Source organism: Steroidobacter sp. (assembly GCF_016790065.1).
Lineage (GTDB): Bacteria > Pseudomonadota > Gammaproteobacteria > Steroidobacterales > Steroidobacteraceae > Steroidobacter.
On the sequence record NZ_JAEUPY010000727.1, the window covers coordinates 1 to 13822 of the forward strand.

14 protein-coding genes and 1 other RNA gene are annotated in these 13822 nt (G+C 61.9%); 7 read left to right on the forward strand and 8 right to left on the reverse strand.

The features are described 5' to 3' along the window. The 5 genes from JNL55_RS29560 to smpB all read right to left on the reverse strand — a co-directional run. On the reverse strand, positions 1 to 274 hold a 274-nt coding region (locus tag JNL55_RS29560), incomplete at its 3' end, for an Arm DNA-binding domain-containing protein (protein WP_293863096.1). A gap of 174 nt (positions 275 to 448) precedes the next feature. After that, positions 449 to 800, reverse strand: a transfer-messenger RNA (tmRNA) gene (gene ssrA, locus JNL55_RS29565). 61 nt (positions 801 to 861) lie between these two features. After that, positions 862 to 2859, reverse strand: a complete 1998-nt coding sequence (locus JNL55_RS29570) for a PQQ-dependent dehydrogenase, methanol/ethanol family (protein ID WP_293863098.1) — start codon at positions 2857 to 2859, stop codon at positions 862 to 864. A gap of 279 nt (positions 2860 to 3138) precedes the next feature. Beyond that, positions 3139 to 3846: an EF-hand domain-containing protein gene (locus JNL55_RS29575; protein WP_293863100.1), complete on the reverse strand. Its 708-nt coding sequence runs from the start codon at positions 3844 to 3846 to the stop codon at positions 3139 to 3141. Positions 3847 to 4008: 162 nt separating this feature from the next. Continuing rightward, a complete protein-coding gene (gene smpB, locus JNL55_RS29580) occupies positions 4009 to 4485 on the reverse strand; it encodes an SsrA-binding protein SmpB (protein ID WP_293863102.1) in 477 nt (158 codons plus the stop codon). A gap of 29 nt (positions 4486 to 4514) precedes the next feature. Between smpB and JNL55_RS29585 the strand changes: the two genes are divergently transcribed. Both JNL55_RS29585 and JNL55_RS29590 read left to right on the forward strand, forming a co-directional pair. Further along, positions 4515 to 4952: a type II toxin-antitoxin system RatA family toxin gene (locus tag JNL55_RS29585; protein ID WP_293863104.1), complete on the forward strand. Its 438-nt coding sequence runs from the start codon at positions 4515 to 4517 to the stop codon at positions 4950 to 4952. Beyond that, positions 4939 to 5250 carry an RnfH family protein gene (locus JNL55_RS29590; protein ID WP_293863106.1) on the forward strand — a complete coding sequence of 104 codons (312 nt, stop codon included), beginning with the start codon at positions 4939 to 4941 and terminating at the stop codon, positions 5248 to 5250. Before JNL55_RS29585 ends, JNL55_RS29590 begins: the two co-directional genes overlap by 14 nt. A 9-nt stretch (positions 5251 to 5259) precedes the next feature. Here JNL55_RS29590 and JNL55_RS29595 read toward each other — a convergent pair whose 3' ends face one another. Continuing rightward, positions 5260 to 5610, reverse strand: a complete 351-nt coding sequence (locus tag JNL55_RS29595; protein ID WP_293863108.1) for an outer membrane protein assembly factor BamE — start codon at positions 5608 to 5610, stop codon at positions 5260 to 5262. A gap of 147 nt (positions 5611 to 5757) precedes the next feature. Here JNL55_RS29595 and fur point away from each other — a divergent pair, with 147 nt between their 5' ends. Beyond that, positions 5758 to 6195, forward strand: a complete 438-nt coding sequence (fur, locus tag JNL55_RS29600; protein ID WP_322111060.1) for a ferric iron uptake transcriptional regulator — start codon at positions 5758 to 5760, stop codon at positions 6193 to 6195. A 24-nt stretch (positions 6196 to 6219) separates the two neighbouring features. Here fur and recN read toward each other — a convergent pair whose 3' ends face one another. Beyond that, the gene (gene recN / locus JNL55_RS29605) at positions 6220 to 8007 is read right to left on the reverse strand and encodes a DNA repair protein RecN (protein ID WP_293863112.1); all 1788 of its coding nucleotides are present in this window, start codon (positions 8005 to 8007) and stop codon (positions 6220 to 6222) included. Between the two features lie 17 nt (positions 8008 to 8024). After that, entirely contained in the window at positions 8025 to 8942 is a 918-nt protein-coding gene (locus JNL55_RS29610) for an NAD(+) kinase (protein ID WP_293863114.1), read from the reverse strand. A 194-nt stretch (positions 8943 to 9136) separates the two neighbouring features. Between JNL55_RS29610 and hrcA the strand changes: the two genes are divergently transcribed. From hrcA to JNL55_RS29630, 4 genes are all read left to right on the forward strand, one after another. Then, a complete protein-coding gene (gene hrcA / locus JNL55_RS29615) occupies positions 9137 to 10189 on the forward strand; it encodes a heat-inducible transcriptional repressor HrcA (protein ID WP_293863116.1) in 1053 nt (350 codons plus the stop codon). Between the two features lie 115 nt (positions 10190 to 10304). After that, positions 10305 to 10841: a nucleotide exchange factor GrpE gene (gene grpE, locus JNL55_RS29620; protein WP_293863118.1), complete on the forward strand. Its 537-nt coding sequence runs from the start codon at positions 10305 to 10307 to the stop codon at positions 10839 to 10841. A 126-nt stretch (positions 10842 to 10967) separates the two neighbouring features. Next, positions 10968 to 12896 (forward strand): molecular chaperone DnaK, encoded by a 1929-nt coding sequence (gene dnaK, locus JNL55_RS29625; RefSeq protein WP_293863120.1) that lies wholly within the window; start codon positions 10968 to 10970, stop codon positions 12894 to 12896. 117 nt (positions 12897 to 13013) lie between these two features. Then, on the forward strand, positions 13014 to 13822 hold an 809-nt coding region (locus JNL55_RS29630; RefSeq protein ID WP_293863122.1), incomplete at its 3' end, for a molecular chaperone DnaJ.

The following is a 13822-nucleotide window of genomic DNA, read 5'->3' on the forward strand; positions in this document are numbered from 1 at the left end:
GAGTGCTGGGATCGATATGGTCGGCGAGTAATCGCCGTGCTTCGTCTCGCTTCTCACGGGCACGCTTCAACGAGACCTCGGGGAAGACGCCGAGCGCGAGTACCTTTTCCGCCTTTCCAGGCTTCCCGTCAGACCGACCGCCGAAGCGATACTTGAGCCGCCACCACTTGTGGCCATCCTTGCTGACGAGCAAGTACAGCCCTTTCTCATCAAAGAGCTTCCAATGCTTGTCTCGCGGCTTCGCTTTTTCGACTTGAATATTCGTCAGCGGCATTGGGGGTATTTGACGCTCGTTAGAAACAAAGCGTTCCAGATACCCCTTGCAGATACCCCCGACAGGTCTAAGATGTCAACGGACGACAGCAGTCATCCGAAGCTGGAATTTCTCGGGGTTTTCGAGTAATTCCGAGGACTTATGGATCTTCTTGGATGTCCTCGGAACAGGTGATGGTGGAGGCGGCGGGAATCGAACCCGCGTCCGCAAGCACTACGCTACAAGACCTACATGCTTAGCCCATTCATTGATTCTCGCCGTGCGCTACCCGAAGGGCAGGGAAGACGCATGACCAGCGACAGAGCGTTTTGACGAAGCGGCCTGTAGCACACCGATTCGCGAGCTTGTGAGCGCGTCCCCCAATCTGGATGCACAAGCACATACCAGGCGGAGGTTAGGCGGGATTAAGCCGCCAGAGCGTAGTTGTCGTCGTTTGCAACTATAAGTTTGTAAGCAGTTTAAGGAGTTACTTACAACTCCGCATGCACCTGGAGTTTCGCCACCCACGTCGAAGCCGGTCGCCCCCGAAGGTGTCGCCACTCATGGCAACGGCACTAGTGTAAGGCCAAACCGGCGGATCACAAGGGTTAAGGTGTGGATTGGTTCGAGCGCTGGGTCACATAGGCGCGTAATGCCTCGGCGTCGGCTTCGCCGATCACCGAGGAGAAGCTGATCATGCCGCGGTCTTTCAGGGCGCCGCCGAGGACGACGGACTTCCAGGCGTCGCCGTCGCGAGCGAAGGCGGACCAGCGAAGGTCGGGGATCACACCGCCGCTGACGGCGCCGGCGCCGTGGCAACGAGAGCAGTGGTCGTGGAAGAGGCGGAAGCCGACAGCGGCGGCGGCATCGTCGCCGACGCGAGGAACTGCCGTAAAAGTAGCGGCGGGAGCGGGGTCGGGAAGCGAACCAACACCGCCGAGCTTGAACGCGAGCACACGGCTGCGATTGACGGCGAGACTGCCTTTGCGAGCCGCTTCACCAGCGACATTGGGATAAACGCCGCCCCAACCGACGACGACGGCTACGAATTGCTCGTCCTTCACGCGATAGGTGATGGGAGCGGCGACGATGCCGGTCTGCGCGGCAGCGGACCAAAGCAGTTTGCCGTTGCGAGCGTCGTAAGCGTTGAACAAGCCGACGGCGTTGCCTTGGAACACGAGGCCGCCGGCGGTGGAGAGCACGCCGCCGTTCCACGGGCCGGGGTGTTCGACGCTCCACGCTTCCTTCTGTGCGATCGGATCCCAAGCGCGTAAGAGGCCGCGAACAGGAGCGGCCGGCGCAGATTTGTCGGGCTTTAGCATTCGAGTGCGGGTTGGATCGACGCCGGTGTTGAAGCTCACAGGCGACGCCTTGAACTGGGGCCGATCGATGTACGCGTACATCAAGTCGTTGGCGGGGATGTAGATCAAGCCAGTCTGCGGGCTGAACGACATGGGATGCCAGTTGTGCGCGCCGAGCGCGCCGGGCAGCGCGAACCAAGGCTTCTCTGGATCGGGATAGCGAGCGTCGGGATTCTCGACAGGCCGACCGGTGGCGAGATCGACGCCACTCGCCCAATTCACCGCGCCGTACTTCTCAGCCGAAATCAATTTGCCGGTGACGCGATCGAGCACATAGAAGAATCCATTCTTCGGCGCTTGCAGGAGTACTTTGCGCGTCTCGCCGCCGATGCTCACGTCGGCAAGCACGATGTGCTGAGTTGCTGTGTAGTCCCAGCTTTCGCCGGGCGTAGTTTGGTAGTGCCAAACGTATTCGCCGGTATCGGGGTGCACGGCGACGATGGAGGAAAGAAACAAATTGTCGCCGCCGCCAGGGCTGCGAATCTTTTGATTCCACGGCGAGCCGTTGCCGGTGCCGAAGTAGAGCAGGTCGAGCTCGGGATCGTAGGCCATCGAATCCCACACGGTGCCGCCGCCGCCTAGACGCCACCATTCGCCTTTCCAGGTCTTCGCAGCCTCAGCAAGCACAGGCTGCTCGAAGCCTAAAGAAGGATCGCCAGGCACGGTGTAGAAGCGCCACAGCTGTTTGCCGTCGCGTGTGTCGTAAGCAGAAATGTAACCGCGCACGCCGAACTCGGCGCCGCCGTTGCCGATGATGACTTTGCCTTTCACGATGCGAGGTGCACCGGTAATGGTGTAGGCCTTGGTTTGATCGACGGTGACGACCGACCACACCTCGGTGCCGGTGGCAGCGTCGAGTGCAACGAGTCGGCCGTCGAGCGTGCCGACGAACAAGCGACCGTCCCACGCGGCGAGGCCGCGATTCACCACGTCACAACAAGCTTTGGCGGCATATTCGCCGGGCACGCGAGGGTCGTATTGCCACAGCAGTTTGCCGGTGCTCGCGTCGATGGCCTGCACTTTGCTCCAAGCGCTGGTCGAGTACATCACGCCGTCGATGACTAGCGGCGTCGCTTCCTGGCCGCGAGTGGTGTCGAGATCGAGCGACCAAGCGAGACCAAGCTGGCCGACGTTTGCAGTGGAGATGCCAGTCAGCGGCGAGAAGCGTTGTTCGGAGTAGGTGCGACCGTGAGTCAGCCAATTGCCAGCGTCTTCATCGGCGTGAACGATACGCGCGGCGTCCACTCGAGCGACAGCAGCTGAATCCGTGGGCGGGGCGGGCGGTTTGCTACAGGCGACGCAGACCAATGCGAATGCCCATCCAAAGGCCCATCTAATCGCAATGGATCGTGTAACCACCAGTATCCCCCGATACAAATCGTTGTACGCGGGACCTTAGCGCGGGCGCCGCTCAGTGGCATCGTGACTGAGGGTAGTGACCGATTTTCGGTGGGTAGTCTCAAGCCTGGAGCTTGCGTCGCCAGCCGCGGAACTGGCGACGCACGCCCTGAATCACGTCGCTGATCAGGCGGCGATACTCAACGAGGAAGTGCTGCTCTCAGTCGAAGACGCAGAGCTCACTGCCGTGTACTGGCTCAGCAATGAAGACAGCAGCTGCTCGAACTTCGGGCCGCCACCGCCACCTTCACCACGCGGACCTTGCGGGCCACGGCTCATTGCTTCTTCGAACTCGGCGGAGCTGATGCTGCCGTCGCTGTCGGTGTCGTCACGAGCCAGAATTTCTTCTGCGCTCGGTCCGCCACTGCGACCGCTTTCTTCCGCACGGCTGCTCAAGAATGTTTCGAGTTCCGTCTTGGAGATCGAGCCATCGCTATCGGTGTCGATCGAGCTGAACATATCGCTCGAATCTTCCGAGTCCGAAGGCGGCGGAGGCGGCGGCGGTGCCCCCATCTGCGAACCGATCTGCGAACTCATCACTGAAGCTCGCAACTGGTCGAACAACGCGCTGGCGTTATCCGTCAGTTCGGTCTCGCTGATCGAGCCATTGCCATCGCTGTCGAGGGCCTTCAGCGCCGCTGCTGAATCGACGCTCGAGCCGGTTTTTTCACTAACGTAGTCTAGGAATGAAGTCAGCTCGGTCGCGTCGATGGACTTGTCGCCATTGCTGTCGACTTTGCTGAACAACTGTTGCTGCAGCTTTGATGTGTCCGCCGCACGCGTTTGCATACTCGCGTACGAGGAGCAGCTGCTCATCGATATTGCACTGGTCATGTTTCCTCCCGGAAACGCTAGGCCGCACGGTGCGGCTCACAGTGCACACTGCCCGCCAGTGCGTCTACATCCAGTAAGGAACTGTAACGACGTGATGCATTTCTTATTTTGCTGCCGCGTCGCTCCGACGCGTGCAGGGAATGTCTTAGGAAAGCGCGTCGCTCAGCGCTTCGAATGTTTCATTAGTCGCGATTTCTCGCGTTGCCAGTCGCGGTCCTTGGAGGTCGCGCGCTTGTCGTGCTCCTTCTTGCCCTTGGCGAGTCCGATGCGCAGCTTGGCGCGGCCGGCCTTCCAGTACATTTCCAGCGGCACCAGGGTGTAACCCTTGCGCTCGACGGCGCCGACCAGTCTGTTCAGCTCGGCGCGGTTCAGCAGCAGCTTGCGCGTGCGGATCGGGTCCGGGATCACATGGGTCGAGGCGGTCGGCAGGGCGGAGATGTGGGCGCCGAAAATGAAGGCTTCGGCGTTCTTGACGAACACGTACGCTTCTTTCAGCTGCACGCGCCCGGCGCGCATGCTCTTGACCTCCCAACCTTGTAACGACAGGCCGGCCTCGTAAGTCTCCTCGATGAAGTACTCGTGGCGCGCCTGGCGGTTCTCGGCGATGGTCGGATTGTCTTTGACTGGCTGCTTGATCATAAGGGTCGCCGATTGTACCGTGCCGGCGCATGCGTGAAGTAACTCGAAGTGCCCTGGTGTCCTACACGGCCGAACAGATGTTCGCGCTGGTCGAGGACATTGAGCAGTATCCGCAGTTCGTGCCGTGGATTTCCGCGGCCACCAAACTGGAAAGCACGCCGGAGCAGGTCACCGGCAAGCTGGAGATGCACAAAGCGGGCGTGTCCGAGACCTTCACCACGCGCAATTTTCTGAAACGTCCCACCGAGATGTTGATGACGCTGGTGGACGGGCCTTTCAAGACCTTCGAGGGCCGTTGGACCTTCACCCCGCTGGGCGAGCGCGGCGTCAAGGTCGGTTTGACCATCCGCTTCGAATTCGCCAACGCCATGCTGGGCATGCTGTTGTCGCGCAGCTTCGAGAAGAACTGCGGCGAAATGATCGACGCGTTCGTCGAGCGAGCCCGCTCAGTCTATGGAAAAGGCTGACCTGCTGCGCATCCGCGTGGTGTACGCGTTACCGGACCAGCAAGCCAGCGTCGATCTGGAATTAGCGCCCGGCACAGCGCTGGAAGACGCGGTGACTCGCTCGGGGCTGCTGCAAAAATTTCCGGAAGCGGCCCAGCAGCCGCTGGCGTGCGCGATCTTTGGGCGTTCGGTGCCGCTCACCTACGAGCTGCGCGATGGCGATCGCATCGAAATCCTGCGACCGCTGCTGATCGACCCTAAGCAGAGCCGGCGAGAGGCTGCAAAGCGCAGCCGTGCCGAAACCGGCAGTCGAAAGTAGCGCGCCGCTTCAGTTAGCGGCGGCGGTCTTCACCGCCGGCTTGGTCGTGTCCACCGGCCGTTCGATGCGCTCTACCTTATCGGTGGCGTCGAAGTACACGATGAAGTGCCGGCGCTGCGCGTCGGCCCAGCGGCCGCGCTTCAGGTAGTACATGTAGTCCCAACGGGTGCTGATGAATGGGTCGGCCACCATGGGCGTACCGAGAAGCGATCGCACCTGGACGCGCGTCATGCCGACGGTGACCCGATCGATGTCCTCGGTGTCGAGAAAGTTGCCTTGTTGAATATCGATGCGATGGACGCATCCTGAGAGCGCTCCGGCCGTGAGCAGCACTGCGAACAGCGAGGCGTAAAGCCGCACTCTAAAGCCAGCCGACAGAGAGTTGATTGGTGTCATTTCGGGGTGGAGCAAGCGGCGCAGCTGCGTGATAATGCGGGTGGATGATACTCAAAAGTGATCGATCTCGCAGCGGGACGCTCACCGACGTTCGATCTCGAGGACAAGCACGTGGAAACCAATGATTTGCGCAAGGCCGGGCTCAAGGTCACGTTGCCTCGGATCAAGATTCTGGAGATTCTCGGCACCGCGACCCCGCGCCACATGAGTGCGGAAGACATCTATAAGCATCTGCTGGAGTCGCACGAGGATATCGGTCTCGCCACGGTGTATCGCGTCCTGACGCAGTTCGAGGCCGCTGGGCTGGTCACTCGTCATCACTTCGAGGGCACCACGGCGGTGTTCGAGCTCAACGAGGGTCAGCACCATGACCACATCGTCTGCTTAGGCTGCGGCCGGGTGGAAGAGTTCATGGATGCCGGCATCGAGGAGCGTCAGCGCCAGGTCGCGGCTCGCCTGAAGTACGAGCTCAAGGATCATTCCATGATCCTGTACGGCTATTGCAGCCGGCCGGATTGCCCGGCTCGCAACCTCAAAAACCGCAATTAATCGCCCTCTGCAGCCGCCCGGAGCTTAGCGCCGGGCCGGCTTCTTGCGACCGGCCGCGGCGGCTTTGGCCGGCGGTGCCTTGGCGGTGCTTTCTGACTGTTTGCTCGCCGCTTTGGTCGCTTTTGCCGAACTCTTCGCAGGCGCCGGTCGCAGCATCTCGGCCGCGTGTTCCCGGGCTTTGTCGGTCACATTGATGCCGCCGAGCATGCGGGCGATTTCTTCGACGCGCTCGTCCGCGGTCAACGGGTGTAGCGCGGTCCGTGTGGTCTTGCCGTCGGTCAGCTTGGTGACTCGGACATGGGCGTGCGCCTGGCTTGCGACTTGGGGCAGGTGGGTGACGCACAGGGCCTGCGCTCGCTCGCCTAAAGTTCGCAATTGACGACCCACGATTTCGGCCACGCCGCCGCCCACACCCGCGTCGACTTCGTCGAACACCAGGCAGGCCAGCGAACCGGCCATGGCATCGGTCTGCACCGCTGCTACCTGAATGGCGAGGCTGATACGCGATAGCTCGCCGCCCGAGGCGACCTTGGCGAGCGCGCGCGGCGGTTGGCCGGGGTTGGCGCTGACCAGGAACTCAATGTCGTCGGCACCATTCAAGCCGGCGCTCTCGGCAGCTCGCACGTCGATCTGAAATTTGCCGCCTGGCATGCCCAGGGTCTGCATCAACGTGGTGATGCTTTCGCCCAAGCTTTTCGCCGCAGCTTTGCGCGCAGTCGTGAGCTTGGTGCAGGCAGCGCTGAATTTTTGCTGAGCCTGTTCCAGCCGCTTTTCGATCTGGGCCATCGAGGCTTCCAGCGAATCGAGTCGCTGAAACTCCTGCTGCAACTCGGCGCGCAGATTGATCAGTGCGCTGACTTCGACGCGATGTTTGCGCGCGATCGACTCCATGGTGGCGAGCCGTTCCTCGACCCATTCCTGACGCTGCGGATCGGCTTCGAGATCGGATTCGTAACGCTCCACCGCTTCGACGCCTTCGCGCAGCGTGATCAAGCTTTCTTCGATCAGCTTGGTCATCGGCACGAACGTCGGATCCAGTTCGCCGACGTGGCGTGCAGTGGAGAGCGCGCGCGAGATCGCCTGCTCGGCGCTCACATCTTCGGCTTCACGCAATAGCTGAACGATTTCTCTGGCACCGCTGGCGAGTCGTCCGCGCTGGGACAAGCGTTGCCGCTCGCTGCTGAGTTCTTCAGCTTCGCCTTCTTTGAGGTCGAGGGCTTGCAGTTCGCTCAGGTGATAGCGCAGCAGTTCGAGCCGAGCTTCGCGATCTTGGGCGGAGGCGGCGGCGCGATCGCGCTCTTCTTTGACTTGCGACAAAGTGCGCCAGGTCTCGCCGACGTTGCTGAGCAGTTCGCGATGTTCGCCGCTCTGATCGAGCAACTCGCGTTGCGCCGAGCGACGTACCAGCGACTGATATTCCATCTGGCCGTGCACGTCGACGAGCGTTTCGCCGAGTTGTCGTAGCGCCTGCACGGGCATCGCTTGGCCGTTTACGTAAGCGCGCGAACGACCGTCAGCTGCGACCACTCGTCGCAGCACGCATTCGCCTTCGTGCTCGATGGATTGTTCGGCCAACCAGGCGTGCGCGGCGGCGTTCTTGTCGATGGCGAAGGTCGCCGACACTTCGGCTCGCTCGGCACCGTGACGAACGACTTCGGCACCGGCACGGCCACCGGCCGACAGCAACAGCGCATCGACCAGGATGGACTTGCCCGCACCGGTCTCGCCGGTGAGCACGGTCAAGCCCGCGCCAAGCTCCAGCTCGACCGCGTCGATGATGGCGAAGTCGCGGATCTGAATATGAGTGAGCATCGTCGCTTTGGAGGAAGTTATTCCGAGGTTTCGTTATAGGGAGCCGTGCGATCGCCGCGGCCCCAACGCAGCTTCGAACGCAGCGTGCGATAGTAATCGTGATCGGCCGGATGTAGCAGGGTGACGTTGGCCGCCGCTGGCTGCACGATCAGCCGGTCGCCTTGGGACAGCGCGCCCAGGGAAACGCCGTCGCAAGTGATTTGCGCGTTGCTGTCCGGACGATCGAGCAGGCGCACTTCGATGATCGAGCTGCTGCGGACCACGATGGGGCGATCCGACAAGGTGTGCGGACAGATCGGCGCCAGCACCACTGCGTCCAGGCCTGGATAAAGAATCGGGCCGCCGCAGGAAAGTGCATAAGCGGTCGAGCCGGTGGCGGTCGCGATCACCAAGCCGTCGCCGCCGTGCGTGTTCACATAACGGCCGTCGATCCAGGTTTCGAAGTCCAGGATCCGACCGGTCTGCCACTTTTGTAGCACCACGTCGTTCAAGCCATTGCAATGACGATCCGGCTCGCCGGGCGAGCTCAACGTTGCTTGGAGCATGGCGCGGCGATCGGTCACATAGCTGCCGGCGAGAATCTCATCGACCCGCGCGGTGAGTTCGGCCGGGCCGATATCCGCCAGAAATCCCAGGCGACCGCGATTGATACCGAGCACCGGAATGGCGCGAGGTGCGGCCAAGCGAGCCGCATGCAACATGGAGCCGTCGCCACCGACCGCGATCAACAAATCTGACGCTGCACACAGCTCCGATTCGGCGAGCTGCTCCACTTTCACGTCGCGATAGTCGACGCTGGTCGCTGCATCGACCAGCACGCGTCGGCTGCGGCTGTGCAAGTGCGCGGCAAGTATCTGCAGCGACTCGACGACGCGCGAGTCGCGCGTGTTGCCGATGATGGCGATGGTGTGAAACGGTTCGGGGGTGGCCGGCATGGTTGCGGTTTGTAGCACGGACCCATGTCAACCAGCCACGCGAATCCGGTGGCCAATCGGCAGGCGCTCCCCATCAGGTGTGCTTGACAGCGCCCGGCGCCATGCTTAGCTTCACTTCGACAGTACAGCTACGCATTGCGGGTCGGTGCAAAATGCCTTCTGTCACATAGGTTTGAGTCCGACCGAACGGTACGATGAGCCACGACGAATCGCTGAATGAACGATCCCAACAGCTGCTGCGGCTGTTGGTAGGGCATTACATCCGCGACGGACAGCCGGTCGGGTCCCGAACGTTATCCCGTGACTTGGGGTTGAACCTGAGTGCCGCCACCATCCGCAACGTGATGGCGGATCTGGAAGAACTGGGTTTCGTCACTTCGCCGCACACCTCCGCCGGCCGCGTCCCCACCGACAAGGGTTATCGCTTCTTCGTCGACACGCTGCTCAAGTACGAGCCGTTGGACGACGAGAAGATCGCCGCCATTCAGACGCGCTTCGGCGAACACACCGCCGACCATAAAGCGCTGGTCGCCGCCGCTTCGCAGATGCTCTCGAGCGTGACGCGGCTGGCCGGCGTCGTGACCTTACCGCGCCAGAGTCATTCGGCGTTGAGCCAGATCGAATTCGTGCCGCTGTCGGATAACCGCGTGCTCGCCATCATGGTGGTGAACGGTCGCGAGGTGCAGAACCGCATCTTGCAGCTGGAACGGCAGTACAACTCCGAAGAGCTGCGGCGCGCGGCCAATTATTTGAATCAGGAATTCGGCGGCAAGGAATTGAGCGCGGTGCGCGAGCATCTGCTCAGCCAGCTGAAAGAAACGCGTGAGTCGTTGAACCAGGTGATGCTGGATGCCATCCACCTGGCGCAGCACGTGGTCATGCCGACTGGCTTCGGCGGGCGCATGGAATATGTGATGGCGGGCGAGACCAACCTGATGAGCTTCGCCGAGCTGTCCAACGTCGAGAAGCTGCGCCGCCTGTTCGAGGCGTTCACCCAGCAGCGGGACATCCTGCACCTGTTGGATCTGAGCCTGAAAGCCGAAGGCGTGCAGATCTTCATCGGTCAGGAATCGGGCTACACCATCCTGGACGATTGCAGCGTGGTCACCGCGCCGTACACCTTGGATAACGAAGTGGTCGGGGTGCTGGGCGTGATCGGCCCGACCCGGATGGCCTACGAACGCATCATTCCCATCGTCGATGTCACCGCGCGGTTGCTTGGCTCCGCCTTGAATTCTCGCGCCTGAGCCGCCATTCCGGCCGCCTGATCAGGCAGAATGCCGCCCCTTTGCTGCCCGGGCCGATGCCGGCCGGGCTCAACTACTTTTGCGTTAGGCCTTTTTCGATAGGAGAACGACGTTCATGAGCACGCCCAACGAGCAGGATCGCGCGCCCGGGGCCCCTGGGGTCAATGCTGGGGCCAACGCCGGGGACGGCGCCGGCGTCGATTTGCAGGACGCTCTGGTGGCGGCCGAAGCCCGTGCCCTGGAAAGCCGCGACCTGTATATGCGTGCGCTGGCCGAGATGGAAAATATTCGCAAGCGTGCGTCCCGGGATGTAGAGCAGGCGCATAAGTACGCGGTCGACCGCTTTGCCAACGACCTGGTAAGCGTCAAGGACAGCCTGGAACTGGGCCTACTGGCGGCCGGCGATCCGCAGACACTGCGCGCCGGTACCGAAGCCACGCTGAAACTGCTGGCCAAGGCCTTCGAAAAGGCCGGCGTGCTGGAAATCGACCCGCTGGGCGAGCCGTTCAACCCCGAATTACATGAGGCCATGGCCATGCAGCCGTCGCCCGAGCATGTCCCGGACAGCGTCACGCAGGTGGTGCAGAAGGGCTACCAGCTCAATGGCCGGTTGCTACGGCCGGCACGCGTCATCGTCGCCAAAGCGCCCTGAGCCGGCGTGCGGCGCCGGCGGCCCTTGTAAATGTCCACAGGGTCGCCAGATAGCGCAGCAAGTAGTGATTACTGTCCCTAGATTCGAACTAATTATTAACGGAAATTTTGCAGGAGACCTTTGGCCATGAGCAAAGTCATCGGCATCGACCTCGGCACGACCAACTCGTGCGTCGCGATCATGGAAGGCGGCAAGCCGCGCGTGATCGAGAACAGCGAGGGCGATCGCACTACACCGTCCATCGTTGCCTTCACCAAGGACAATGAGGTGCTGGTGGGCCAGTCCGCCAAGCGCCAGGCCGTGACCAATCCGCAGAACACGCTGTTCGCCATCAAGCGTCTGATCGGCCGTCGCTTCGAAGACCATGTCGTGCAGAAAGACGTCGACATGGTGCCGTATAAGATCAGCAAGGCTGACAACGGCGACGCCTGGGTCGACGTGCAGGGCAAGCAGATGGCGCCGCAGGAAGTGTCCGCGCGCATCCTGATGAAGATGAAGAAGACCGCCGAGGATTATCTCGGTGCCCCGGTCACTGAAGCCGTCATCACCGTGCCGGCCTACTTCAACGATTCGCAGCGCCAGGCGACCAAAGACGCCGGCCGCATCGCTGGCCTGAACGTCAAGCGCATCATCAACGAGCCGACCGCGGCGGCGTTGGCGTATGGCATCGACAAGGCGGGCGGCGATCGCAAGATTGCGGTGTATGACTTGGGCGGCGGCACCTTCGACGTGTCCATCATCGAAGTGGCCGATGTCGACGGCGAGCGTCAGTTCGAAGTGCTGGCCACCAACGGCGACACCTTCCTCGGCGGTGAGGACTTCGACAAGCGCGTCATCGATTACCTGGGCGAAGAGTTCAAGAAAGAAAGCGGTGTCGACGTGCGTCGCGATCCGCTGGCCATGCAGCGCCTGAAGGAAGCGGCCGAGAAGGCCAAGATCGAACTGTCCTCCAGCCAGCAGACCGAAATCAATCTGCCGTACATCACGGCCGATGCGTCCGGTCCGAAGCACCTCAACATCAAGCTGACTCGCGCCAAGCTCGATTCGCTGGTCGAGGACCTGGTGACCAAGACCATCGATCCGTGCCGGATCGCGTTGAAGGACGCCGGCCTGTCGATCAAAGACGTGTCCGAAGTGATTCTGGTCGGCGGTCAGACCCGCATGCCGTTGGTGCAGAAGCAGGTGAAGGACTTCTTCGGCCAGGAGCCGCGCAAGGACGTGAACCCCGATGAAGCCGTGGCCGTGGGCGCCGCGATTCAGGGCGGTGTGTTGTCCGGCGAAGTGAAGGACGTGTTGTTGCTCGACGTGACGCCGCTGTCGCTGGGTATCGAAACCCTCGGCGGCGTGATGACCAAGCTGATCGAGAAGAACACCACGATTCCGACCAAGGCGAATCAGACCTTCTCGACCGCCGACGACAACCAGGGCGCCGTGACCATTCACGTGTTGCAGGGTGAACGTCAGCGCGCGCACGACAACAAGTCGCTGGGTCAATTCAACCTGGAAGGCATTCCGCCGGCGCAGCGTGGCATGCCGCAGATCGAAGTCACGTTCGACATCGATGCCAACGGCATCCTGAACGTGCAGGCGAAGGACAAGGCCACCGGCAAGGAACAGAAGATCGTCATCAAGGCCTCCACTGGCCTGAACGAGGATGAGATCAAGCGCATGGTGAAGGACGCCGAGGCGCACGCTGAGGAAGATCGCAAGTTCCGCGAGTTGGTCGAGTCCCGTAACAAGGCCGACGCGCTGGTGCATGGGACCGAGAAGGCGTTGAAGGACCTGGGCGAGAAAGTCCCGGCTGCCGATCGCGCCAACATCGAAAATGCCGTGTCCGATCTGAAGCGCGCCTTGGGCGGTGACGACAAGGAAATCATCGAGAAGAAGGCGGCCGAAGTGAACCGTCTGGCGGCCGCTCTGGCGCAGCAGTCGGGTGACGCAGGTGCCGGTCCGGGCGCCGGTCCGCAGGGTGCTGCGGGCGCTGGCGGTGCACCGGGCGGCAACGACGACGTGCTCGACGCCGAATTCGAAGAAGTCAAAGACAAGAAGAAGTAAGTCGATCGATCCCGGGCCCAGGAGCGCAAGTCTCCTGGGCCCGACTTCGTTTTTCGGTAGCTGATGCCCGCGAGCGCAGGCATCATGCGCGCAACTGAAGCAGGTCTCCGATTTCTAATGTCCAAGCGCGACTACTACAAGGTGCTCGATGTAGCCCGCACGGCCACGGAGGCCGAGATCAAGAAGTCTTATCGCCGGCTGGCGATGAAGTTTCATCCGGACCGTAATCCCAACGACGCCGAGGCCGAGGAAAAATTCAAAGAGGCCAAGGAAGCCTATGAAGTGCTGACCGACGCGCAGAAGCGCGCCATTTACGATCAGCACGGTCACGAAGGGCTGGCGGCTCGCGGCGGTGGCGGCGGTTTCAGTGCGTCCGACGCATTCAGCGACATCTTCGGCGACGTTTTCGGAGATATTTTCGGCGGCGGACGTCGCGGCGGGCGCCAGCAGGTGTTCCGCGGTGCCGATCTTCGCTACGACCTGGAGCTCGACCTCGAGCAGGCCGTGTTCGGTCATTCCTCGGACATCGATTTCACCACGCTGGCCGAGTGCGAGCCGTGCTCCGGCTCGGGCGCCGCACCCGGTTCCAAGCCCGTCACCTGCGACACCTGTAACGGTGCCGGTCAGGTTCGTATGCAACAGGGCTTCTTCGCGGTTCAGCAGACCTGCCCGCGCTGCAAGGGCCGCGGTCAGATCGTCAGTCAGCCGTGCGATTCTTGCCTCGGGCAGGGCCGGCTGCGCAAAAAGAAAACGCTGAATATCAAAGTGCCTCAGGGCGTCGACAACGGCGACCGCATTCGCTTGACCGGCGAGGGCGAAGCCGGACGCAACGGTGGACCGCCGGGCGACCTGTACGTCGAGATCCGCGTCAAAGAGCATCCGATTTTCGAGCGCGACGGCAGCCATCTGTCGTGCGAAGTGCCGGT